The sequence below is a fragment of the Kosakonia sp. CFBP8986 genome (assembly GCF_034044935.1).
GTDB classification, from domain to species: Bacteria; Pseudomonadota; Gammaproteobacteria; order Enterobacterales; family Enterobacteriaceae; genus Kosakonia; species Kosakonia cowanii.
In genome coordinates, this window is record NZ_JAXCXB010000008.1 from 75191 (window position 1) to 99119 (window position 23929).

General features: G+C 55.5%; 18 protein-coding genes. 11 read left to right on the forward strand and 7 right to left on the reverse strand.

Annotated features, from left to right (window positions below; translation table 11 throughout):
• Positions 1 to 2 precede the first annotated feature (2 nt).
• A complete protein-coding gene (gene kdpD / locus SOM48_RS17925; RefSeq protein WP_320512678.1) occupies positions 3 to 2690 on the forward strand; it encodes a two-component system sensor histidine kinase KdpD in 2688 nt (895 codons plus the stop codon).
• Positions 2687 to 3364 (forward strand): two-component system response regulator KdpE, encoded by a 678-nt coding sequence (gene kdpE, locus SOM48_RS17930; RefSeq protein ID WP_054804207.1) that lies wholly within the window; start codon positions 2687 to 2689, stop codon positions 3362 to 3364. The genes kdpD and kdpE overlap by 4 nt, the downstream gene beginning before the upstream one ends.
• A gap of 147 nt (positions 3365 to 3511) precedes the next feature.
• Here kdpE and pgm read toward each other — a convergent pair whose 3' ends face one another.
• On the reverse strand, positions 3512 to 5152 hold the full coding sequence (gene pgm, locus SOM48_RS17935; RefSeq protein ID WP_320512679.1) for a phosphoglucomutase (alpha-D-glucose-1,6-bisphosphate-dependent): 1641 nt from the start codon (positions 5150 to 5152) through the stop codon (positions 3512 to 3514).
• A gap of 24 nt (positions 5153 to 5176) precedes the next feature.
• Positions 5177 to 5731 carry a replication initiation negative regulator SeqA gene (gene seqA, locus SOM48_RS17940; RefSeq protein WP_076769558.1) on the reverse strand — a complete coding sequence of 185 codons (555 nt, stop codon included), beginning with the start codon at positions 5729 to 5731 and terminating at the stop codon, positions 5177 to 5179.
• A 182-nt stretch (positions 5732 to 5913) separates the two neighbouring features.
• Here seqA and ybfF point away from each other — a divergent pair, with 182 nt between their 5' ends.
• The 4 genes from ybfF to fur all read left to right on the forward strand — a co-directional run bounded on the left by ybfF (position 5914) and on the right by fur (position 8528).
• Positions 5914 to 6678, forward strand: coding sequence for an esterase (gene ybfF / locus SOM48_RS17945; RefSeq protein WP_076769557.1), 765 nt, complete (start codon positions 5914 to 5916; stop codon positions 6676 to 6678).
• A gap of 138 nt (positions 6679 to 6816) precedes the next feature.
• Positions 6817 to 7098 (forward strand): LexA regulated protein, encoded by a 282-nt coding sequence (gene ybfE, locus SOM48_RS17950; protein ID WP_023479957.1) that lies wholly within the window; start codon positions 6817 to 6819, stop codon positions 7096 to 7098.
• Positions 7099 to 7261: 163 nt separating this feature from the next.
• Positions 7262 to 7792 carry a flavodoxin FldA gene (fldA, locus tag SOM48_RS17955; protein ID WP_320512682.1) on the forward strand — a complete coding sequence of 177 codons (531 nt, stop codon included), beginning with the start codon at positions 7262 to 7264 and terminating at the stop codon, positions 7790 to 7792.
• Between the two features lie 289 nt (positions 7793 to 8081).
• Positions 8082 to 8528, forward strand: a complete 447-nt coding sequence (gene fur, locus SOM48_RS17960) for a ferric iron uptake transcriptional regulator (protein WP_023479956.1) — start codon at positions 8082 to 8084, stop codon at positions 8526 to 8528.
• A 100-nt stretch (positions 8529 to 8628) separates the two neighbouring features.
• On the opposite strand, the gene SOM48_RS17965 is transcribed toward fur, so the two are convergent.
• The 5 genes from SOM48_RS17965 to nagE form a co-directional block, all read right to left on the reverse strand.
• On the reverse strand, positions 8629 to 11286 hold the full coding sequence (locus tag SOM48_RS17965; protein WP_320512683.1) for a beta-N-acetylhexosaminidase: 2658 nt from the start codon (positions 11284 to 11286) through the stop codon (positions 8629 to 8631).
• Positions 11287 to 11327: 41 nt separating this feature from the next.
• Positions 11328 to 12725, reverse strand: coding sequence for a chitoporin ChiP (chiP, locus tag SOM48_RS17970; RefSeq protein WP_320512684.1), 1398 nt, complete (start codon positions 12723 to 12725; stop codon positions 11328 to 11330).
• 442 nt (positions 12726 to 13167) lie between these two features.
• Positions 13168 to 14835, reverse strand: a complete 1668-nt coding sequence (glnS, locus tag SOM48_RS17975) for a glutamine--tRNA ligase (RefSeq protein WP_076769555.1) — start codon at positions 14833 to 14835, stop codon at positions 13168 to 13170.
• An 83-nt stretch (positions 14836 to 14918) separates the two neighbouring features.
• Positions 14919 to 15350, reverse strand: coding sequence for a membrane lipoprotein lipid attachment site-containing protein (locus tag SOM48_RS17980; protein WP_042712855.1), 432 nt, complete (start codon positions 15348 to 15350; stop codon positions 14919 to 14921).
• 115 nt (positions 15351 to 15465) lie between these two features.
• Positions 15466 to 17493, reverse strand: coding sequence for an N-acetylglucosamine-specific PTS transporter subunit IIBC (gene nagE, locus SOM48_RS17985; RefSeq protein WP_076769554.1), 2028 nt, complete (start codon positions 17491 to 17493; stop codon positions 15466 to 15468).
• Between the two features lie 327 nt (positions 17494 to 17820).
• On the opposite strand from nagE, the gene nagB reads away from it, so the two are divergent.
• From nagB to asnB, 5 genes are all read left to right on the forward strand, one after another.
• Positions 17821 to 18621: a glucosamine-6-phosphate deaminase gene (nagB, locus tag SOM48_RS17990; RefSeq protein WP_042713656.1), complete on the forward strand. Its 801-nt coding sequence runs from the start codon at positions 17821 to 17823 to the stop codon at positions 18619 to 18621.
• 59 nt (positions 18622 to 18680) lie between these two features.
• Positions 18681 to 19829 carry an N-acetylglucosamine-6-phosphate deacetylase gene (nagA, locus tag SOM48_RS17995; RefSeq protein WP_320512686.1) on the forward strand — a complete coding sequence of 383 codons (1149 nt, stop codon included), beginning with the start codon at positions 18681 to 18683 and terminating at the stop codon, positions 19827 to 19829.
• A 9-nt stretch (positions 19830 to 19838) separates the two neighbouring features.
• Positions 19839 to 21059 (forward strand): DNA-binding transcriptional regulator NagC, encoded by a 1221-nt coding sequence (nagC, locus tag SOM48_RS18000; RefSeq protein WP_042713659.1) that lies wholly within the window; start codon positions 19839 to 19841, stop codon positions 21057 to 21059.
• Between the two features lie 42 nt (positions 21060 to 21101).
• Positions 21102 to 21854 (forward strand): HAD-IIA family hydrolase, encoded by a 753-nt coding sequence (locus SOM48_RS18005; protein WP_023479994.1) that lies wholly within the window; start codon positions 21102 to 21104, stop codon positions 21852 to 21854.
• Between the two features lie 256 nt (positions 21855 to 22110).
• A complete protein-coding gene (gene asnB / locus SOM48_RS18010; RefSeq protein WP_023479951.1) occupies positions 22111 to 23775 on the forward strand; it encodes an asparagine synthase B in 1665 nt (554 codons plus the stop codon).
• Positions 23776 to 23929 lie beyond the last annotated feature (154 nt).

Sequence of the window (23929 nt, forward strand, 5' to 3'; positions counted from 1 at the left end):
GCATGAGTGATGAGCCGTTGCGCCCCGACCCCGACCGCCTGCTGGAGCATGCTGCAACGGCACACCGGGGCAAACTGAAGATCTTCTTTGGTGCCTGCGCCGGGGTAGGTAAAACCTTTGCCATGTTGCAGGAAGCGCAGCGGCTGCGGGCGCAGGGGCTGGATGTGCTGCCAGGCGTGGTAGAGACGCACGGGCGCAAAGAGACCGCCGCGCTGATGGCGGGCCTGCCCCTGCAACCCGTGCGGCGCATCGCCCATCGCGGGCGCGTGGTGCATGAGTTTGATCTCGACGCCGCCCTTGCGCGGCGTCCGGCGCTGATTTTGATGGATGAGCTGGCGCACAGTAACGCTCCCGGCTCGCGTCACCCGAAACGCTGGCAGGATGTGGAGGAGCTGCTGGAAGCAGGCATCGACGTCTTTACCACCGTCAACGTTCAGCATCTGGAGAGCCTGAATGATGTAGTCAGCGGCGTCACCGGCATTCAAGTGCGCGAAACGGTGCCCGATCCCTTTTTTGATAGCGCTGATGAGATTGTGCTGGTCGACCTGCCGCCGGACGATCTGCGCCAGCGGCTGCATGAAGGCAAAGTCTATATTGGTGGCCAGGCGGAGCGCGCCATTGAGCACTTCTTTCGCAAAGGCAATCTGATTGCACTGCGCGAGCTGGCGCTACGGCGCACCGCCGACCGGGTGGATGACCAGATGCGCGCCTGGCGCGATCGCCTCGGTGAAGAGAAGGTGTGGCATACGCGCGACGCCATTCTGCTCTGCGTCGGTCACGGCGCGGGTAACGAGAAATTGATCCGCACCGCAGCGAGGCTGGCAGCCAAACTCGGTAGCGCCTGGCATGCGGTCTATGTTGAAACCCCTACCCTGCACAAATTACCGGAGTCACAGCGGCGGGCGATCTTAAGCGCCCTGCGGCTGGCCCAGGAGCTGGGCGCCGAGACCGCAACCCTCGCCGATCCGGCGGAAGATCGCGCGATACTGCGCTACGCCCGCGAACATAACCTCGGCAAGATCCTGATTGGCCGCCGCGATAACCGCCGCTGGTGGCACCGCGAATCCTTTGCCGACCGCCTGGCGCGCCGCGCGCCGGATCTCGATCTGGTGATTATCGCCCTGCAGGAGAGCACCCAGCCGCTGCCTGCGCGCAGCGGTGATTCGCGCCCCTTTTTCGACCGCTGGCGCGTGCAGCTTACCGGTTGCGCGGTCGCGCTGGCGCTTTGCGCGGCAATCACTTTTATCGCCTTGCAGTGGCTGACGGCCTTTGAAGCCACCAACCTGGTGATGATCTACTTGCTGGGCGTGGTGCTGGTGGCGCTGTTCTATGGCCGCTGGCCATCGGCTTTCGCCACGGTGATTAACGTCATCAGCTTCGATCTCTTTTTTATCTCGCCGCGCGGCACGCTGGCGGTGTCGGATGTGCAGTATCTGCTCACCTTCGGCGTGATGCTGACCGTCGGGCTGGTGATTGGCAACCTCACCGCAGGCGTGCGTTACCAGGCGAGAGTGGCGCGTTACCGTGAGCGGCGCACGCGTCATCTCTATGAGATGTCGAAAGCACTGGCGGCGGGGCGCAATAATCAGGATATCGCCGCCACCAGCGAAACGTTTATTCACTCCACCTTTGAGGCGCGCAGCAAACTGCTGCTGCCGAATAGCGAAGGCAAACTGGCGGCGGTAACGGAAAACCAGGGCATGACGCCATGGGATGATGCCATCGCCCGCTGGAGTTTTGATAAGGGACAGCCTGCGGGCGCGGGTACCGATACGCTGCCCGGCGTGCCGTATCAAATTTTGCCGCTGAAAAATGACGATACGGTGTATGGCTTGCTGATTGTCGAGCCAGCGAATCTGCGCCAGCTGATGATCCCCGAGCAGCAGCGTCTGCTGGAGACCTTCACCCTGCTGGTGGCGAATGCGCTTGAGCGCCAGGCACTGGCGACGCGCGAAGAGCAGGCGCGGCTTGCAAGCGAGCGCGAGAGCCTGCGCAACTCGCTGCTGGCTGCCCTCTCCCACGATCTGCGCACCCCGCTGACGGTGCTGTTTGGTCAGGCGGAGATCCTGACGCTCGATCTCGCCAGCGAAGGGTCGAAACATGCCCCGCAGGCCAACGAGATCCGCCAGCATGTGCTCAACACCACCCGGCTGGTCAATAATCTGCTGGATATGGCGCGCATCCAGTCTGGCGGCTTTAATTTAAAACGCGAGTGGCTGACGCTGGAAGAGGTGGTCGGCAGTGCGCTGCGCACGCTGGAGCCAGTAATGGGCGGGCGGCAGATTGCGCTGTCGCTACCCGACCCGCTGATGCTGGTACATGTTGATGGCCCGCTGTTTGAGCGGGTGTTGATCAACCTGCTGGAAAACGCGGTGAAATATGCCGGATCCGGCGCGCAGATTGGTATTGAATCGCACAGCACACCGAGCGACTGGACGCTGGAGGTGTGGGATAACGGGCCGGGGATCCCGCCGGGCCAGGAGCACGCCATTTTTGAAAAATTTGCGCGCGGCACCAAAGAGTCGGCCATCCCCGGCGTTGGCCTTGGGCTGGCGATTTGCCAGGCGATTGTCGAGGTGCATGGCGGCACCATCGACGCGCAAAACCGTCCGCAGGGAGGCGCGCGCTTTTATGTTACACTCGCGCGGGAAACGCCCCCGCAACTGGATGAATTACCCGAGGATCTGTGATTAACGTTCTGATTGTCGAAGATGAACAGGCCATCCGCCGCTTTCTGCGCACCGCGCTGGAAGCTGAGGGGCTGCGCGTGCACGAAGCGGAGACGCTGCAGCGCGGGTTAATTGAAGCGGCAACGCGCAAGCCGGATTTGGTGATCCTCGACCTCGGTTTGCCGGACGGTGACGGTCTCGATTTTATTCGCGATGTGCGCCAGTGGAGCCAGATGCCGATTATTGTCCTGTCAGCACGCATCGAAGAGAGCGACAAGATCGCCGCGCTCGATGCCGGCGCGGATGATTACCTCAGTAAACCCTTCGGCATTGGCGAATTACAGGCACGGTTGCGTGTCGCGCTGCGCCGCCATGCCGCCAGCACGCCGGGCGAACCGGTGATCACCTTTGGCGATATCCGTGTCGATCTTGCCAGCCGCCGCATCCAGCGCGGCGATGAGGAGATCCACCTGACGCCGATTGAGTTTCGTCTGCTGGCGGTGCTGCTCAACAACCACGGCAAGGTGCTGACTCAGCGGCAATTGTTAAGCCAGGTGTGGGGGCCAAATGCCGTTGAGCATAGCCACTATCTGCGAATTTATATGGGGCATTTGCGCCAGAAGCTGGAGAGCGATCCGGCGCGCCCGCGTCATCTGTTGACCGAGACCGGGATCGGATATCGGTTTATGTTGTGAGGCAGGCGAGAGAGTAACCGTTTGATTGCCGGATGGCGCTGCGCTTATCCGGGTAATGTGTTTGATGCAGTTGTAGGTCGGATAAGGCGTCAGCCGCCATCCGACACAAAAAAGGCTCCCGAGGGAGCCTTTTTGCTGTGCCGCGATTTACGCGTTTTTCAGCACTTCGCTGACAATTTCCACCGCTTCTTTCTCAATCAGCTTACGGTGTTCGTCGCCGAGGAAGCTTTCACAGTAGATTTTGTAGGCGTCTTCGGTGCCGGACGGACGCGCGGCAAACCAGCCGTTGTCGGTCATCACTTTCAGGCCGCCAATCGAGGCGCCGTTGCCCGGTGCTGCGGTCAGGCGAGCGGTGATCGCATCGCCCGCCAGCGTGCTGGCGCTCACCATCTCAGGCGAGAGTTTGGACAGTGCCGCTTTCTGTGCGGAGGAGGCCGCAGCCTGCAGACGGTTGTAGCTTGGCGCGCCAAAGCGGGCAGCCAGTTCGTCATAGTGCTGCTGCGGGTTTTTGCCGGTCACCGCAGTGATCTCCGCTGCCAGCAGGCACATGATGATGCCGTCTTTGTCCGTGGACCACGGCGTACCGTCGAAGCGCAGGAACGAGGCACCGGCGCTCTCTTCGCCGCCGAAGCCGAAGCTGCCGTCGTGCAGACCATCCACAAACCACTTAAAGCCTACCGGCACTTCCACCAGCTTACGGCCAAGGTCGTTAACCACACGGTCGATCATTGCAGAGGAGACCAGCGTCTTACCGACAGCGACATCTTTGCCCCACTGTGGACGATGCTGGAACAGATAGTTGATCGCTACAGCCAGGTAGTGGTTCGGGTTCATCAGGCCAGCCGGGGTGACGATGCCGTGGCGGTCGTAATCCGGGTCGTTGGCGAAGGCGAGGTCAAACTTATCGCGCAGCGCCAGCAGACCGGCCATTGCACACTCAGAGGAGCAGTCCATACGGATCGCGCCATCTTTGTCGAGATGCATAAAGCGGAAAGTCTGATCGACTTCATCATTCACGATAGTGAGGTCGAGCTTGTAGTGCTCGGCGATACGTTTCCAGTACTCAATACCGGAGCCGCCCAGCGGATCGACGCCCAGTTTCAGGCCCGCTTTCTGGATCGCCGCCATATCGACGATCTCCGCCAGCCCTTCAATAAACGGCTGCACCAGATCTTTTTCAGTGACGTGACCAGAGGCCATCGCAGCATCCAGCGAAATGCGTTTCACGCCTTTCAGACCGTCGGCCAGCAGCGAGTTAGCGCGATCTTCCACCACTTTAGTGACGTTGGTGTCGGCCGGGCCGCCGTTTGGCGGGTTGTATTTGATGCCGCCATCTTCCGGCGGGTTGTGGGACGGCGTGATCACGATACCATCCGCCTGCGCACCACCGTTTTTGTTGTGCACAAGAATGGCGTTAGAGATGGCAGGTGTCGGCGTAAAGCCGTTATTTTCCTGCACAATGATATCAACGCCGTTGGCAGCCAACACTTCCAGCACGGAGATAAACGCCGGCTCAGAGAGGGCATGGGTGTCTTTACCGACATAGCACGGCCCGGTGATGCCGTTTTTCGCACGCTCTTCGGCAATCGCCTGCGCAATGGCAACGATGTGCGGCTCGTTAAAGCTGTGACGCCATGCGCTACCACGGTGACCTGAGGTACCAAATTTCACCGCATGGTCAGCATTGCCAACTTCCGGTTTCAACACATAGTACTGCGCAGTCAGCTGCGCGACGTTAATCAAATCGCCCTGTTGCGCAGGTTGGCCCGCGCGCGGATGGTTTGCCATTGCTTCGTCCTTTTAATGCAAGGATTAAATTGTGCCGCAAACTTTCTCAATCAGCTCCGCCGGGAACTGCATTGACTGCATGATGTGTTCAATCATGCTGCATTTACGGCCCGTATTCGTGTTGGTGATGACCCAGTAAGGGGTGTTCGGCACTTGCTTCGGCTTGGTCTGGTTGCCGTTCTGCAGCAGGGTGCGCTCATCAGCGGCAAAGTATACGCGCGTGCGACCGTGCAGAGATTCAGTGGATTCCGTAAACCCTTTGTCATCGAGTGAATAGAGTGTAGACAGGATTAGCAGAAAGCGATTAACCGCTTTTTTCTGCTCGGCGTATTCGTCGGAGAGCAGAAGCTCGCGAACCGCGCGGACTTTATCCCGGGTGGTGTTGGCCGGTTTCACCTCTTCGACAACGCTTGCAGCGCGTGTCTCTTTCACCGGCGCGGCGGGCGCTGCAGAGGGAGACGATGATGCGGCGGAGAACTTGAGCATACGCCGTAAAATCTCGGATGCGCTCTCGCCAATGTGCTTAGTATGGCTGGCAATGTAACTGTAGAGCTCATCATCAACTTCAATCGTTTTCATCTTAATCCAGTGCTATATAAAATCTGAATACAAGTATTGGGATTATAAAGTGAAATCCCAACAGCGGATAGGTACACCCCAGGATGGCGGCAAAACTCAGAGTAATGCTTAGCCTTGCAGCCGGGCGGCAGAATGTTCACCATAATAACCTAACCCGTTGGAGTGAAAAAAAGAACTTTGCCATGAAATTGAACACGCGCGCGCAAACTGCACAACATCCGCACAACAATTCCCCGATTGTGCTGGTTCACGGCCTTTTCGGCAGCCTTGATAACCTCGGCGTGCTCGCCCGTGACCTGGTGCAGGATCACGATGTACTGCAAGTGGATATGCGTAACCACGGCGTGTCGCCCCGCTCACCGGAGATGAACTACCCGGCGATGGCGCAGGACCTGCTTGATACGCTGGATGCTCATCAGATTGAAAAAGCGACCTTTATCGGCCACTCCATGGGCGGCAAAGCGGTGATGGCGCTAACTTCACTGGCACCGGAACGCATCGACCATCTGGTGGCGATTGATATGGCGCCCGTAGATTATAAGGTGCGCCGTCACGATGAGATCTTTGCCGCCATCAACGCCGTTAGCGAGGCAAATGTTTCGTCGCGCCAGCAGGCGGCGGCGCTGATGCGCGAGCAGCTTGATGAAGAGGGCGTGGTTCAGTTTTTACTGAAATCCTTCGTCGACGGTGAGTGGCGCTTTAACGTGCCGGTGCTGTGGGATCAATATGCCAATATTGTTGGCTGGGAGAAAATCCCGGCGTGGGATAAGCCTGCCCTCTTCGTCTGCGGCGGCAACTCCTCTTACGTCACCGATGCCTACCGCGATGCGCTGCTGGCGCAATTTCCCCAGGCGCGGGCGTATGTCATTGCCGGTGCCGGGCACTGGGTGCATGCAGAAAAACCTGACGCGGTGCTGCGTGCCATTCGCCGTTACCTGGCAGAGTAAGGCCAACTGATTAAAAAGGCGGCGACCGGTCGTTTCAACGCGCCCGGTCGTTGGCGTGCCGATGTTGGTGATGTATGATGGCGCGCTATTCAGCCCGGGCAGCGGCCCGATTGCGTGTTTTCCCGTAGTATTCATATCATGGCTAAAGAACAAACGGACCGTACGACACTAGATCTCTTCGCGAATGAGCGTCGCCCGGGACGGCCGAAGACCAACCCGCTCTCGCGCGATGAACAGTTGCGCATTAATAAACGCAACCAGCTCAAACGCGATAAGGTTCGCGGGCTTAAGCGCGTCGAACTGAAACTGAATGCGGAAGCGGTGGAAGCCTTAAATGAGCTGGCCGAGGCGCGCGAGATAAGCCGCAGCGAACTTATCGAAGAGATGCTGCTGGCGCAGCTTAAAGCCCTGCGCGGATAGCGATTCTTCTGAATCATCGTCAAATTCCCCTTTTCATGTGGCATACAGTGCAGTCCGCGGCAATAGCTGTTTCCGCGTTCTTCTCTGTTCTGCTATGATTGCCCTTATCTGTGGGCTTAGCGCTCCCCCTATACTCATTAAGATTCAAGAGGTTATTTTACTCATGGCAATTACAGGCATTTTCTTCGGCAGCGACACCGGCAACACCGAAAACATCGCCAAAATGATCCAGAGCCAGCTTGGTAAAGACGTCGCCGATGTTCATGACATTGCCAAGAGCAGTAAGGAAGATATCGAAGGGTATGACATCCTGTTGCTCGGCATTCCGACCTGGTATTACGGTGAAGCGCAGTGCGACTGGGATGACTTCTTCCCGACGCTGGAAGAGATTGATTTTAATGGTAAATTAGTGGCGCTTTTCGGCTGCGGCGATCAGGAAGATTATGCTGAGTACTTCTGTGATGCGCTGGGCACCATTCGCGATATTATCGAACCGCGCGGCGCGACCATTGTGGGTCACTGGCCGACTGCCGATTACCATTTCGAAGCTTCAAAAGGCCTGGCGGATGACGACCACTTTGTTGGTCTGGCGATTGACGAAGACCGCCAGCCAGAACTGACCGCCGAGCGCGTACAGAAGTGGGTGAAGCAGGTTTCTGAAGAGCTGCATCTGGATGAAATCCTGAATGCCTGATTTTTATGGCGCAATCTGCTGGTTGCGCCGTATCAATAGGTAAAAGCAATCGAAATAATTGCTACATTTTTTTAACTTTCCTATTCATCCCTGTACAATAAGCCCTGCTTAACGCGTTACGCTCGACCGGGAGTTGTCGGCGATACCACGTTTTAAAAGCTTACTTTACTTGAGGGCTTGCAGTTTTCATTTATACATGGCAGTTCTATAATGATACGCATTCGCCCGGGTGCATTCCTTATAACTTCCGAGAAGGAAGTGAATCGTATAGCAACAGGACAGATTCCGCATGACTGACAACAATACCGCATTAAAGAAGGCCGGCCTGAAAGTCACGCTTCCACGTTTAAAAATTCTGGAAGTGCTTCAGGAGCCGGATAACCATCATGTCAGTGCGGAAGATCTTTATAAGCGTCTGATCGACATGGGTGAAGAGATTGGTCTGGCAACGGTGTACCGCGTGCTGAACCAGTTTGATGACGCCGGGATTGTCACCCGTCACAACTTCGAAGGCGGCAAGTCCGTTTTTGAACTGACGCAGCAGCATCACCACGATCACCTTATCTGCCTCGACTGCGGTAAAGTCATCGAATTCAGTGATGATTCCATCGAATTGCGCCAGCGCGAAATTGCCGCTAAACACGGTATCCGCCTGACGAACCACAGTCTCTACCTTTACGGCCACTGCGCCGAAGGCGACTGCCGCGAAGATGAACACGCGCACGACGCAAAATAAGTTCTTCTGAACGTTAAAAGCCAACCGTCAGGTTGGCTTTTTTTATGCCTGTCGGCTGAGCGGCGCGTTAAAAGGTTACGCCGCTCAGGGTGGAAAGCGATCAGGCTTTCAGCGTGTCGACACGGCTGACGCGCCTGCCGTCCGGGCTTACGGTGCGCACCTGAATTTCTCCTTTAATCTGTGGACGGGATTCCGCTTCGTAGCGCTGCCACGTTTTGCCGCGATCGAGGGAGTACTCCACCACCAGCCCCGGGAAGCGGATGTTGACCTCCAGCACACCGTCAACAATTCGCGCCCCTGGCACCGGCAGACGATAATGGATGCCGGCTTTATCCAGCTTCGCCAGCTCGCGATGCCCTAACAGATTGGCAAAACGCTGCCAGTCAGCCGTAAGCGCTTTCTGATCGACCCACTGCGTCTCGCCGCCTTTGTATTCGCGGCCCGCCTGATAATCCAGCTCCCAGCTTGCGCGATGCCATGCCCGCTCAGCGACGGCGACCAGACGCGGATAGATCATATACTCCATCTGCTCATCCGTGCGCACCACTTCGCTCCACAACTCGGCGGAAAGCCCGTAGGCGCCCGGCCATGGCTTGTCTGATTTAGCGCTGAACGCGTTGCCATCACGGTCAACCGACGTTTCTGCATTTTGCGGCATGTTGTCCGGCGCGAAGCTGAAGATTTTGCGCTCATCGCTGAAACGCGTCCCCCAGTAGTAACCGCTCTCATCAGGGTGAACTTCACTCGGGAAGTCGAGATAGACGTAGTCCGGGTTGGAGACCACCACGCGGAAGCCCTTATTCGCCCAGTCGTTGACGGAATCGAAACCACCCCAGTAGAGCGCATCCCAGAAGTTGACATTCACATGTTGGGTGGCAAACACAGAAGCGTCTTTGGCATCTTTAAGCCCATCCTGCCACGCCTGCATCACATCAATGCCGTGCGCCTTAACCAGCTTGCTTACCTCTGCGCCAAAGTAGCTGGAGAGGTGTTCAACATCGCTCACTTTCCCGGCTTTGATCATCGCCTGGCAGGCCTCGGATTTCGCCCACGGCTTATCCTGCTTGCTCTGATCGATGATGCCTTTACCCGGCTGCGGATCTTTCATATCCGTATAACCAGCGCCCAGGTAGATATTTTTTGCTTCATCGCCGCCAAAGTGCCAGGTGCGCAGTGGCAGACCCGCTTCTCTGTGCATCTGCAGGATTTCGCCCATCACCTTATCGACGAAGTTGCGCGAGGAGTCCAGGCACGGATTGAGGTAGCCGGTGCGATCATAGAACTGTACGCCAGCGGTAACAGAGGTATCCGTCGGATCGAGCAGGCGGTAGCGGCTCGCCTCGCTCTCATCCTTACCCTCTTTTATCAGGCGATCGTAACGTGCTTCCATTGAGATCACAGCAGCGCGCGCATGGGCGGGCATGTCGATCTCCGGGATCACCTCAATGTGTCGCGCTTTGGCGTATTTGAGGATCTCGATGTAGTCGGCGCGGGTAAAGTACCCGCTGCCGTTGTTATCACGATCCGGTCCCGAGCCCAGCTGCGGCAGCAGGCACTGCTTCTCGCTCAGATCGTGGCAGCGCTGGCTGCCAATCTCAGTCAGCTCCGGCAGCCCCGGAATTTCAATGCGCCACCCTTCATCGTCCGTCAGATGGAAGTGGAATTTATTCAGCTTGTAAGCCGCCATCTGATCCAGCAGGCGCAGCACCGCCGCTTTGCTGTGGAAATTACGCCCGACATCCAGATGAATACCGCGATAGTCGAAGCGCGGCGCATCTTTCGCCGTCAGAGCGGGGAGCGTCATCGACCCCTGCGCGGGGAAAAGCGAAAGCAGAGATTGCAGGCCATAGAACACGCCGCTCTGATCAAAACCGGTCACCACCGCCTCTTTATCATTGATACGCAGCTGATAGGCACCGTTGATCGCCTCGTCCCCCCTGAACGCTTTACGGGCAATCTCGGTACGTAGCGGATAACTCCCCTCTTCCACGCCGAGCATGGCGAAGCGCCCTTTGATGGCGTTTTGCGCATCAGGCATCAGCGCTGAGAGGTCAAACTTCACTCCCTGGCTGAGATCGATATCCCGACCGTAGATTTTTACCTCGCGCGGCGTTGGCACAATCTGCCCGCGCAGCGAGGCGAGGTTAATTGTTTTGATATCGCTGTTTTGCGCAAAGCGCGCTTCAGCAGTCATCAGGGTATTTTTATCCTCCGGCGTCCGCTTCCAGTGCTCGCCAAGCGGCGTGACGAACCGGGCAAGATCTTCCGTATTGGTATTGGCGATGGTTTTTGGCGTTGCCTCCTCTCCTGTGACATACCAGCGCGGCAGCACGTCGGTAATAAAGAGTTGCCAGTACTCATTAATAATCGGGATCTCAACGGAGTGCTTCGCCGGAAAACCACTAAATTGCTCCGTAGGCTCAAGCTTATGCAGGTCGCCCATAATATGGGTCACTTTGAACTGCGGGTTCGCGACTTGCAGGATGGGACGAATGCTGTGGAAGTAGATCGCCCATGCGTTATCGGTCACCGCCTCGCCTTTGTTGGTCAGCGTGATCACCGCTTTGTTGCAGGAGGCCCAGTCTGCGCCGAGCTTCGCACAATCAACGCCATGCTGAGCGGCAAAGTTATCTTTTACGGCGTAGTTCAGGTTGAACTGGCTGATGGCGTCAACCGTGCTCTGGCTTGCCAGTGCCGCGCCGCTGCTGAGCAGCGCTGTGATGGCGCCCGCCAGCAGGCTTAAACGTGCTGTATGCATGCTCTATTCCTTAAGGTTGCCAATGTCCGGCAACAAATGACTTAGAAAAGGGTAAACGGCGCGATGACCATCAATTTCACGTCTCGCTCATCCTGAAAAATGTTGCCGTAACCACCGGCATAGCTCGGGATAGCAGAGTGGTTGTCATACTGGGTAAAGTGCAGCTTAAAGATCGTCCCTTTGGCGCGACCCTCTTGCAGGGTATAGATGGCATCGAGGCTGTAAGCGGACTCTTTCAGACGATAATCGGCGTTGTACCACGCATCCGGCACGGTCATTTCGGCAGGTTTCGCGCCCCACGCGTAGGCGTAAGAGGCGCCGATTTGCCAGCCGGGCAAGTTGCAGCTCGCCAGATCGTACATCGCCCCCAGGAAGAGCGCTTTTTCGCCGTTGGCATTGAAGTCGGAGCGGTTATCCCACCAGATATCGAGGCGGCCATTGGAAGAGGCGTAGGTTGGCGTCATGCGTTGCAAAAAGTAGCCCTGTTGGCCTTCTGCTTTTACCCACGTTCCTTCGAGGCGCAACGCGAGTGGCCCGACCGTGTAACCGAAGGTTAGTGCCTGTAGCCAGGCGGTGCCGTCGTAAAGATCGTTGATGCCGCGATCGCGGACTTTGTCGCGGGCACCATAAAACTGATAGCTGGTGCTGAACGGTTGGTTCGCCACATCAAGCTGGTAGCTGGCTTTTGCAAAATACTGATCGACATAGCCCTGCGCCTGGCCAAATGCAGCTTCCAGCACCAGATTGTTTTTGAAGTCATATTTTGCACCGAGCGAATGGAGATAATCGACCCGGCGCTGTCTGTCGTTTTGCCAGAACTTATCCATTTCGATATGCCACGGCGCTTTATATCCATTGGCCCACATATAGGAGACGCTCAGCGCGCCGGCATCGCCATAATCGTTATTAATGCCCGCTTCCGCACCCTGATAAGTGCCCGGCATAAAACTCCAGTGCGGCGCTAATAGCGTCTGCCCGGTGGGCTGAATATAACCTGCTCGCGCCCAGAGAGCGCCATATTTGAATTTTGCTGCGGCTTTATAGAGGCTGACTCCGCTCTTGTCGCCGGACCAGCGCTCTTTATAGGCTTTATTACTGGCGGAGAAAGCAATTTCATTTGGGTGAGCGCTATCGCCATTTTCCGCCATTTCGATTGCCGTGAAAGCAGCGATATCCAGGCCAAACATATCTGCTGCAAAGCCTGACTGGAAATCCAGATTCGCATTCCACGTGGCGTGAGAGAGGTTCGTTTTATATTTATTATCGAGAATATCCTTACGGTCGCGCTCACGTTGCCAGTAATAGATCCCGCCGGTGAGCGTTGAGTCATCAATAAAACCGCTCTCCTGCGCCTGCGCGGGAAGCGCCAGGCCTGACATGGCGGTAACGGCGGCAATAGCCAGCGAAAGCGTACTCCGTTTATCTGCAAACGCACGCATACATTGATTCCTTTTAAATGTAAAAACCCCCGCCGCGGCGGCGATAAAAATTAACAACAGGAAGCCGTTATGGATATTCCCTAAATAAACAACAGCACAAAGCCTATTTTTCGCCTTGCGAATTATCAATGTGTTTTTAAGCGAAAATAACGGAGTATGACGAAGTGCACAGAATTAAATGAGGATTAAAGCTCGTTTCATAAATCACGCAAATAATTAACTAAACCGTATTCACTCGATATTTAATTCTTTATCAGAAAGCGAGTTTTCCCACTATTCTGATTACTGCATCTGCAAGATTTCAGAAATAGAAAAGCAGAACACCAACAGGGGGCGGTATTAATTTTCAGCACGAATATGTATTAATTGTAATTCGGTGGTTAATAAATAAAAAACGCCGCGGGAAGCGGCGTTTTTAAATAGCGATCTCTGATTGAGGAAATCAGTCGCCGATTTTTGCCCAGGTATCACGCAGGCCTACCGTGCGGTTAAACACGAGTTTGTCTGCGGTTGCATAGCGGCTGTCGAGGCAGAAGTAGCCTTCGCGCTCGAACTGATACGCTTTGCCCGCCTGCGCCTCTTTCAGCGATGGCTCAGCAAAACCCTGCTTAATGACCAGCGATTCCGGGTTAATGGTGGCGAGGAAATCCTCGGCGGCGCCCGGGTTTGGCACGCTGAACAGACGATCGTAGAGACGAATTTCAACCGGCTGCGCATGCTGCGCACTAACCCAGTGGATCACGCCTTTAACCTTGCGGCCATCGGCAGGATCTTTACTCAGCGTCTCGGCGTCGTAAGAGCAGAAAATGGTGGTGATATTGCCTTCGGCATCTTTCTCAACGCGTTCCGCTTTGATCACATACGCGTTGCGCAGACGCACCTCTTTGCCAAGCACCAGACGTTTGTACTGCTTGTTGGCTTCTTCGCGGAAATCAGCACGATCGATCCAGATCTCACCGCTAAATGGCACTTCACGGGTGCCCATTTCCGGCTTGTTCGGATGGTTCGGCATGGTGACGATTTCGCTGCTGCCCTGCGGGTAGTTTTCGATAACCAGTTTCACCGGGTCGATAACCGCCATTGCGCGCGGTGCGTTTTCGTTGAGATCTTCACGGATGCAGGATTCCAGCGACGCCATTTCAATGGTGTTGTCCTGCTTGGTCACGCCAATGCGCTTGCAGAATTCACGGATAGAAGCAGCGGTGTAGCCACGACGGCGCAGGCCAGAGATGGTCGGCATACGCGGATCGTCCCAGCCCTCGACATGCTTGTCGGTCACCAGCAGGTTGAGCTTACGCTTGGACATCACGGTATATTCGAGATTCAGGCGCGAGAATTCGTACTGGCGCGGATGAACCGGAATGGTGATGTTATCCAGCACCCAGTCATACAGACGGCGGTTGTCCTGGAACTCCAGCGTACAGAGCGAGTGGGTGATCCCTTCCAGCGCATCGCTGATGCAGTGGGTAAAGTCGTACATCGGGTAGATGCACCACTTGTTGCCGGTCTGATGGTGTTCAGCAAATTTAATACGGTAGATAACCGGGTCGCGCATCACGATAAAAGGCGAAGCCATATCGATTTTTGCACGCAGACAGGCTTTACCCTCTTCAAAACCACCCGCACGCATCTTTTCAAACAGCGCCAGGTTCTCTTCTACACTGCGATCGCGGTACGGGCTGTTTTTACCCGGCTGCGTCAGCGTGCCGCGGTATTCGCGAATTTCGTCGCCGGTCAGCTCGTCAACATAGGCCAGGCCTTTATTGATCAGCTCAACTGCGTAGCTATACAGCTTATCGAAGTAGTCTGAGGAGTAGCAGATGTCGCCAGACCAGTGAAAGCCCAACCACTGCACGTCATTTTTGATTGACTCAACGTACTCGATATCTTCTTTTGCCGGGTTGGTATCATCGAAACGCAGGTTGCACTGGCCGTTATAGTCCTGTGCGATACCGAAATTCAGGCAGATGGATTTCGCGTGGCCGATATGCAGGTAGCCATTCGGCTCCGGCGGAAAACGGGTATGGACGGTGGTGTGTTTACCACTGGCCAGATCTTCATCAATGATCTGGCGGATAAAGTTAGTCGGGCGGGCTTCAGCCTCACTCATCACAGGTTCCTCAAGGCGTAAACAACGTATAACGGCATATGATCTAATAAGAGGACGCAGGAAACAACCTTTACTTATACAAATCACTGATGCTCAGGGGAAAGGTATTCGTCCGCATAGTGTGCCTGTCGACAGCGGAGATCCTGCGTGGTCGGCGTGAGGATCACAGGGCTGACGATCTCATCACCTCTTCCACTGCGCGGGAGATAACCGGGCGCTTCAATACACCAGCCCCAGGAGTAAAAATTGGTGCCGTGAAGAAAGAAGATCATATTTTCCCACTGGGATTTTTTCTCGACATCAATATGGCCCTGCCTGTCGGCGCGGAACTCCTCCGGTGCGGGATAGTATCCCGGTGGGGAACGCCCGGTGCTGACCCACATCATCGCTGTTGGCAGCGGCTCTCCGGCCGGATTACGCACATCCACTTCATAATGCGGACGTATGGTTGCGTAACGCGGGATACAGCCGCTAAGCGCCGTCGTCATCACCAGCGCGTATAAAATCCTTTTCATTATTCACCTCTGTAAAGTAGCGGCTACCAGTATGGCATTCATTAAACGGCGGGTAAAAAAAAGCGGCGGAGGAGATCCCCCGCCGCTTAAGGCTAATGTGCCGACTCAGGAGCAATCAGCCTTTAATTTCGTATAACGGCGTCTGACCCGCAACGACATGGCCTTGCGCCTTAATGACAAGACCACTGAAATCATCAATATTGCTGACGACAACCGGGCTAATCATTGAGCGGGCATTGGCATTGAGGTACGCCAGATCCATTTCGAGGATCGGTTGACCGGCAACCACCTCCGCGCCCTCTTCCACCAGACGGGTAAAGCCCTGGCCGCCCAGCGCAACCGTATCAATGCCCATATGGACAACAATCTCGGCACCTTTTTCGGTCTCCAGGCAGAACGCATGGTTGGTATTGAAGATTTTCACAATCGTGCCAGCTGCCGGGGAAACCACGGTTTTATCCGTCGGTTTTACCGCCACGCCATCGCCTACCGCTTTGCTGGCAAAGGCTTCGTCCGGAACCTGCTCCAGCGCTACCACTTCACCAGTGACCGGCGACAGGAGCTCGGCAATTACCACCGCGTTTGGCACCGCCTGTGGTTTTGCGGCGGCTACTGGCGCGGCCTGGGCCGGCGCTGCGCTGCTGCTTGCCGCTGCCGGGACATCCCCTGCCGTTTTCATCGCGTTGGCAATTTTCTCTGCCACAAAGCCGACGATAATCTGCACGCTGGTTTTATTAAGACGAATCACGCCAGTTGCGCCCAGGCGTTTCGCCATCGTTTCATTGACCAGGGAAGAGTCATTCACGTTAAGGCGCAGACGGGTAATACAGGCATCAATACCGGTCAGGTTCGCCGAGCCACCGACGGCAGCAATATACTGACGCGCCAGGCCGCTGACATCCTGCTCGCTATTAGCACTGATATTGACATCCTGACCATCGGTTTCATCCCCGGCGACAGCCAGTTCACGACCCGGGGTCAGCATGTTGAATCGCTTAATGGTGAAGCGGAATACCACGTAGTAGATAACAAAGAACACCAGCCCCTGCGGGATCAGCATCCACCACTGGGTCGCCAGCGGGTTCCGCGAGGAGAGCACCATATCCACCAGCCCGGCGCTGAAGCCGAAACCGGCAATCCAGTGCATGCTGGCTGCGATATAGACGGAGATACCGGTCAGAATGGCGTGAATGACATACAGCACCGGTGCCACGAACATAAAGGAGAATTCCAGCGGCTCGGTGATGCCGGTAAAGAAGGCGGCGAAGGCACCGGCCATCATAATCCCCAGCACTTTGGCTTTGTTCTCAGGACGCGCGCACTGATAGATCGCCAGCGCCGCACCCGGCAAGCCGAACATCATGATCGGGAAGAAGCCCGCCTGATAACGCCCGGTGATCCCCACTGTCGCTTTACCAGCTTCGATAGACTGCGCGCCGCCAAGGAAGTTAGGGATATCATTGATGCCCGCCACGTCGAACCAGAAGACCGAGTTCAGGGCGTGATGCAGACCTACCGGGATCAGCAGACGGTTGAAGAAGGCGTAAACACCCGCGCCGACAGAGCCGAGTTTCTGAATATGTTCACCGAAGCTGACCAGGCCACTAAAGACCACCGGCCAGATAAACATCATGATAAAGGCCACAGCGATCATCACAAAAGAGGTGATGATCGGCACCAGACGGCGGCCGCTAAAGAAGGAGAGCGCTTTCGGCAGCTCGACGGTGCTGAAGCGGTTATAAAGCTCAGCGGCGATGATGCCGACCAGAATACCGACAAACTGGTTTTCAATTTTGCCGAAGGCCGCGGGAACCTGATCCAGCGGAATTTTTTGAATCATCGACACCGCGGCAGGCGAGCAGAGGGTCGTTAACACCAGGAAGCCGACGAAACCGGCCAGCGCCGCAGCGCCATCTTTATCTTTGGACATCCCATAAGCGACGCCGACCGCGAACAACACGCCCATATGGTCGATGATCGCCGAACCGGATTTGATAAACAGCGCGGCCAGGGCGTTTTGGCTTCCCCAACCAACAGGGTCGATCCAGTAGCCGACTCCCATCAAAATCGCTGCCGCAGGCAGCGTGGCGACCGGCACCATCAGCGCGCGGCCAACCTTCTGTAAATAGCCTAAAATACTCACTTTATTCCCCCTATGAGCTCAACGTAAGCTCACTGAAACAGTTGTTTTTTATTGTGCAACGAACCCTGAACTGATGCCTGTTTTTCCACTACCTGACGAAGTGTCTGCAAAATTAATTCGCCTCGCAAATTAAACACGCATTTTCTGTGATTAAAATCACTAACTATCGTTATCACCACTCCTCAATACTGGCAATCAACAAAAACTTATTTTAAGATCAAAAATATCAAAGCGGATCGCTCCCTTCTTATGACGAAACCAGGTTACGCTTAACGCTGAGCCAGAAGGCGCACCGCCAATGCTTTTCATTAAACTTTGAGGTGAACAATGAGACTGATTCCCCTGGCGACAGCTGAACAGGTCGGTAAATGGGCCGCCCGCCATATCGTCAACCGCATTAACGCATTCAACCCCACCGCCGATCGTCCTTTTGTACTTGGCCTGCCAACGGGCGGAACGCCGCTTACGGCCTACAAAGCATTAGTTGAAATGCACAAAGCGGGCCAGGTCAGCTTTAAGCATGTCGTCACCTTTAACATGGACGAATATGTAGGCCTGCCGAAGGATCACCCGGAGAGTTACCACAGCTTTATGCACCGTAATTTCTTCGATCACGTTGATATTCCTGCTGAAAACATTAACCTGCTCGATGGAAACGCGCCCGATATTGACGCAGAATGCCGTCGTTACGAAGAAAAAATTCGCGCTTACGGCAAAATTCATCTGTTTATGGGCGGTGTAGGCAACGATGGTCATATCGCTTTTAACGAACCGGCATCGTCGCTGGCATCGCGTACCCGTATTAAAACGTTGACCCATGATACCCGCATAGCGAACTCGCGCTTCTTCGACGGCGATGTTAATCAGGTGCCAAAATATGCCCTGACCGTAGGCGTCGGCACGCTGCTCGATGCCGAAGAGGTGATGATTCTGGTGCTGGGCAACGTTAAGGCGCAGGCACTGCAGGCGGCCGTTGAGGGTAACGTCAACCATATGTGGACCATCAGCTGCCTGCAACTGCATCCGAAAGCGGTCATCGTCTGCGACGAGCCGTCCACGATGGAGCTGAAAGTCAAAACGCTGAAATACTTCAACGAGTTAGAAGCGGAAAATATTAAAGGTCTGTAAGTCTGTATCCGCTTCGCAGGCCACTGCGGAGCGGCACTCATCGTTAACCGGGGGTTGTTATGTATGCTTTAACCCATTGCCGAATCTTTACCGGCCATGAAATTTTGGATGACCATGCGCTCGTTGTAGCCGATGGCCTGATTGAACGCCTTTGCCCACAGGCTGAGCTACCAGCGGATATTGAACAACGATCGCTGAATGGTGCCCTCCTCGCCCCTGGTTTTATTGATGTGCAGCTCAACGGCTGCGGCGGCGTGCAGTTTAACGATACCGCCGAAGCTGTCAGCGTTGAGACGCTGGAGATCATGCAGCGCGCTAACGAGAAGTCCGGCTGCACCAGCTACCTGCCGACGCTGATTACCACCAGCGATGACCTGATGAAGCAGGGCGTGCAGGTGATGCGCGACTACCTCGCAAAATACCCGAACCAGGCGCTGGGCCTGCATCTGGAAGGGCCGTGGCTCAACATCATCAAAAAAGGCACCCACAATCCGGACTTCGTGCGTAACCCGGATGCGGCGCTGGTCGATTTCTTATGTCAAAACGCGGATGTGATCACAAAAATCACCTTAGCCCCCGAAGTGGCAGGATGTGAGGTGATCCGCAAGCTTGCCGACGCGGGGATTGTGGTTTCCGCCGGTCACTCCAACGCCACGCTGAACGAGGCGAAAGCCGGTTTCCGCGCCGGTATCACCTTCGCCACCCATCTTTATAATGCTATGCCGTACATCACCGGACGCGAGCCGGGTCTGGCGGGCGCCGTGCTTGATGACACAGATGTTTACTGTGGCGTGATTGCCGATGGGTTGCATGTCGACTACGTTAATATTCGCAATGCGAAGCGGCTGAAGGGAGACAAGCTCTGTCTGGTTACCGATGCAACCGCGCCCGCAGGTGCACATATTGATCAGTTCATTTTTGCTGGCAAAACAATATACTACCGGAATGGATTGTGCGTAGATGAAAACGGAACGCTGAGCGGCTCGGCCCTGACGATGATCGAAGGGGTGCGTAACCTGGTCGAGCATGTCGGTATTGCGCTCGATGAAGCGCTGCGTATGGCCACGCTCTACCCGGCTCGCGCCATTGGCGTTGACAAAAAGCTGGGCACTCTCGCCGCAGGCAAGGTGGCGAACCTGACCGCATTTACGCGTGATTATGAAATTATCAAGACCATCGTTAATGGTAACGAGGTCGCCACTGCATAAAGAGACGGTATGACATCAGGCGGACAAGCTCAAATTGGTAACGTTGACCTCGTAAAACAGCTTAACAGTGCGGCGGTTTACCGCCTGATTGACCAACACGGCCCCATCTCACGCATACAGATTGCCGAACAGAGCCAGCTTGCTCCCGCCAGCGTGACAAAAATCACGCGTCAGCTGATTGAACGCGGGCTGATCAAAGAAGTCGATCAGCAGGCCTCCACCGGGGGCCGCCGCGCCATCTCTATCATTACCGAAACCCGCAATTTTCAGGCCATCGGCGTGCGCCTCGGGCGCAACGACACCACCCTTACGCTTTATGATCTGAGCAGCAAGGTACTGGCCGAAGAGCACTACCCTCTACCGGAGCGCACCCAGGAGACGCTGGAGCACGCACTGCTCAACACCATCAGCCAGTTTATCGACGCCAGCCAGCGTAAAATCCGCGAGCTGATCGCCATTTCGGTGATCCTGCCGGGGCTGGTCGATCCGGAGAGCGGCGTGATCCGCTATATGCCGCATATTCAGGTTGAAAACTGGGCGCTGGTTGAGGCGCTGGAAAAACGCTTCAAATTGACCTGTTTCGTTGGGCACGATATCCGTAGCCTGGCGCTGGCCGAGCACTATTTTGGCGCAAGCCAGGATTGCGAAGACTCCATTCTGGTGCGCGTGCATCGCGGCACCGGTGCCGGGATCATCTCCAGCGGCCGCATCTTTATCGGTCGCAACGGTAACGTCGGTGAAATTGGTCACGTGCAGGTAGAACCCCTCGGCGAACGCTGCCACTGCGGTAACTTCGGTTGCCTGGAGACGATTGCCGCCAATGCCGCCATTGAGCAGCGGGTCCGCCATCTGTTACAGCAGGGTTATCAGAGCCGCCTGAAAGAGGAGGATTGCTCAATCAAGGCTATCTGCAAAGCCGCCAACAAAGGCGATGCGCTGGCCTGCGAAGTGATTGAGTACGTCGGGCGTCATCTCGGTAAAACTATCGCTATCGCCATTAACCTCTTCAACCCGCAAAAAGTGGTGATTGCCGGCGAGATTGTTGAAGCGGAAAAAATCCTGCTGCCCGCCATTGAAGCCTGTATCAATACGCAGTCACTGAAGGCGTTTCGCAAAAATCTGCCGGTTGTGCCCTCTACCCTCGATCATCGCTCTGCGATTGGCGCCTTCGCGCTGGTGAAACGGGCGATGCTGAACGGTCTGCTGCTACAGCGGTTGCTGGAAAACTGACAAGGTTTATAGTTAACACTTATTTTTTTATCCGGACACTCCATGACCATTCAGAATGTAATCTGCGATATTGATGGCGTGCTGATGCACGATAACGTTGCCGTTCCCGGCGCTGCCGAGTTTGTTACCCGCATCCTTGAAAAAGAGATGCCGCTGGTATTGCTGACTAACTACCCTTCTCAGACCGGTCAGGATCTGGCTAACCGCTTTGCCTCCGCGGGGATTGATGTGCCCGCCAGCGTCTTTTACACCTCGGCGATGGCAACAGCGGACTTCCTTAAGCGTCAAGAGGGGAAAAAAGCGTATGTGGTCGGCGAAGGTGCACTGATTCATGAGCTGTATAAAGCTGGCTTCACCATTACCGACATCAACCCGGATTTTGTCATCGTCGGCGAAACCCGCTCCTATAACTGGGAGATGATGCACCGCGCGGCCTTCTTCGTCGCCAACGGCGCACGCTTTATCGCGACCAACCCGGACACGCACGGCCGCGGCTTCTACCCCGCCTGCGGCGCGCTCTGCGCCGGTATTGAGAAGATCTCTGGCCGTAAGCCCTTCTATGTTGGCAAACCGAGCCCGTGGATCATTCGCGCCGCGCTGAATACCATGCAGGCACACTCGGAGCAGACGGTCATTGTCGGCGATAACCTGCGCACCGACATCCTGGCTGGCTTCCAGGCCGGTCTGGAGACCATTCTGGTGCTCTCTGGCGTCTCGCGGCTCGACGATATCGACAGCATGCCGTTCAGGCCATCGTGGATTTACCCCTCGGTCGCCGAAATTGATGTGATCTGAACGTAACCACGCCTTTGGGCGTGGTTTTTTATTTTTGCCGCCACAAAAAACCGCTTCGTTTAATAAATACCGCTTAATTTTGAAGAATCATCAATAAACCAGCGCAATACATACGCGATTTTCAGCATTCATTAATCAACGTTGCACTTTTTCATTTCCTGCCGCTAAAAGGCTTGCGCCCTGCCCGTCTTTTGCGGCATTTTGGCTACAAGCACACAACATTACAGCAATGCCCTCAAGGTTAACGGAGAAGTCTATGTGTTCAATTTTTGGCGTACTGGATATCAAAACCGACGCAGGCGAATTACGTAAAAAAGCGCTCGAATTATCCCGTCTGATGCGCCACCGCGGTCCGGACTGGTCCGGCGTTTATGCCAGTGACAAAGCGATTCTCTCCCATGAACGTCTGTCGATTGTCGACGTCAACGCCGGTGCGCAGCCGCTCTATAACCAACAAAAAACCCATGCGCTGGCCGTTAACGGTGAAATTTATAACCACCAGGCGCTGCGCGCAGAGTACGGCGACCGCTACGCCTTCCAGACCGGCTCCGACTGCGAAGTGATCCTCGCGCTCTATCAGGAAAAAGGGCCAGCATTCCTCGACGAATTGCAAGGTATGTTTGCCTTCGTGCTTTACGACAGTGAACAGGATGCTTACCTGATTGGCCGCGACCATATCGGCATCATCCCGCTCTATATGGGCCATGATGAGCACGGCAACCTCTATGTTGCTTCTGAAATGAAGGCGCTGGTGCCGGTTTGCCGCACCATTAAAGAGTTCCCGGCGGGCAGCTATCTGTGGAGCAAAGAGGGCGAAATCCGCTCCTACTATCAGCGCGACTGGTTCTCTTATGACGCCGTAAAAGATAACGTTACCGATAAAGACGCGCTGCGCCAGGCGCTGGAAGATGCGGTGAAGAGCCACCTGATGTCCGACGTGCCGTACGGTGTGCTGCTCTCCGGCGGGCTGGACTCCTCGGTTATCTCTGCGATCACCAAAAAATTCGCCGCCCGCCGCGTGGAAGACCAGGAGAAATCAGAAGCCTGGTGGCCGCAGTTGCACTCTTTCGCCGTTGGCCTGAAGGGCGCGCCGGATCTGAAAGCGGCGCAGGAAGTGGCGAACCATCTCGGCACCGTACACCATGAAATTCACTTCACCGTGCAGGAAGGTCTGGATGCGATCCGCGATGTGATCTATCACATTGAAACCTATGACGTAACCACCATTCGCGCTTCGACGCCGATGTATCTGATGTCGCGCAAAATCAAAGCGATGGGCATCAAAATGGTGCTCTCCGGCGAGGGTTCTGACGAAGTGTTTGGCGGCTACCTCTATTTCCATAAAGCGCCGGATGCCAAAGAGCTGCACGAAGAGACGGTGCGTAAACTGCAGGCGCTGCATATGTTCGACTGCGCCCGCGCCAACAAAGCGATGTCTGCCTGGGGCGTGGAAGCGCGCGTGCCGTTCCTTGATAAAAACTTCCTCGACGTGGCGATGCGTATTAACCCGCAGGATAAGATGTGCGGCAGCAACGGTAAGATGGAAAAACATATCCTGCGCGAATGTTTTGAATCCTACCTGCCGGCAAGCGTGGCGTGGCGTCAGAAAGAGCAGTTCTCCGACGGCGTAGGTTATAGCTGGATCGACACCCTGAAAGAGGTGGCGGCGCAGCAGGTGACGGATCAGCAACTGGCGACTGCCAGCTACCGCTTCCCGTACAACACCCCTTCGTCGAAAGAGGCTTATCTCTACCGTGAAATCTTCGAGGAGCTGTTCCCGGTCGCCAGTGCCGCTGAATGTGTGCCGGGCGGTCCGTCCGTGGCCTGTTCATCGGCTAAAGCATTCGAATGGGACGAAGCGTTCAAAACCATGAACGATCCATCGGGCCGCGCTATTGGTGTTCACCAGTCAGCCTACTGATGAGCGATGGTTATGCATACAGGCCCTGCGGGGCCTGTTGTTTTTGTGTCGCTGATTTCACGCAGAAAATCGTTTTTTGCTGAATAAAGCGACATGCTGTTCGCAACCTAACCAAACAGTCACATTCCGGCAATTTTCGATGAAAAAGGTGTTG

What these genes read in the sequence shown, in the direction of transcription:
- asnB (WP_023479951.1), top strand. Translation starts at nt 22,111, where the DNA reads ATGTGTTCAATTTTTGGCGTACTGGATATCAAAACCGACGCAGGCGAA.
- fur (WP_023479956.1), top strand. Translation starts at nt 8,082, where the DNA reads ATGACTGACAACAATACCGCATTAAAGAAGGCCGGCCTGAAAGTCACG.
- nagB (WP_042713656.1), top strand. Translation starts at nt 17,821, where the DNA reads ATGAGACTGATTCCCCTGGCGACAGCTGAACAGGTCGGTAAATGGGCC.
- nagA (WP_320512686.1), top strand. Translation starts at nt 18,681, where the DNA reads ATGTATGCTTTAACCCATTGCCGAATCTTTACCGGCCATGAAATTTTG.
- ybfE (WP_023479957.1), top strand. Translation starts at nt 6,817, where the DNA reads ATGGCTAAAGAACAAACGGACCGTACGACACTAGATCTCTTCGCGAAT.
- pgm (WP_320512679.1), bottom strand. Translation starts at nt 5,152, where the DNA reads ATGGCAAACCATCCGCGCGCGGGCCAACCTGCGCAACAGGGCGATTTG.
- kdpD (WP_320512678.1), top strand. Translation starts at nt 3, where the DNA reads ATGAGTGATGAGCCGTTGCGCCCCGACCCCGACCGCCTGCTGGAGCAT.
- glnS (WP_076769555.1), bottom strand. Translation starts at nt 14,835, where the DNA reads ATGAGTGAGGCTGAAGCCCGCCCGACTAACTTTATCCGCCAGATCATT.
- SOM48_RS18005 (WP_023479994.1), top strand. Translation starts at nt 21,102, where the DNA reads ATGACCATTCAGAATGTAATCTGCGATATTGATGGCGTGCTGATGCAC.
- SOM48_RS17965 (WP_320512683.1), bottom strand. Translation starts at nt 11,286, where the DNA reads ATGCATACAGCACGTTTAAGCCTGCTGGCGGGCGCCATCACAGCGCTG.
- fldA (WP_320512682.1), top strand. Translation starts at nt 7,262, where the DNA reads ATGGCAATTACAGGCATTTTCTTCGGCAGCGACACCGGCAACACCGAA.
- SOM48_RS17980 (WP_042712855.1), bottom strand. Translation starts at nt 15,350, where the DNA reads ATGAAAAGGATTTTATACGCGCTGGTGATGACGACGGCGCTTAGCGGC.
- seqA (WP_076769558.1), bottom strand. Translation starts at nt 5,731, where the DNA reads ATGAAAACGATTGAAGTTGATGATGAGCTCTACAGTTACATTGCCAGC.
- chiP (WP_320512684.1), bottom strand. Translation starts at nt 12,725, where the DNA reads ATGCGTGCGTTTGCAGATAAACGGAGTACGCTTTCGCTGGCTATTGCC.
- nagC (WP_042713659.1), top strand. Translation starts at nt 19,839, where the DNA reads ATGACATCAGGCGGACAAGCTCAAATTGGTAACGTTGACCTCGTAAAA.
- ybfF (WP_076769557.1), top strand. Translation starts at nt 5,914, where the DNA reads ATGAAATTGAACACGCGCGCGCAAACTGCACAACATCCGCACAACAAT.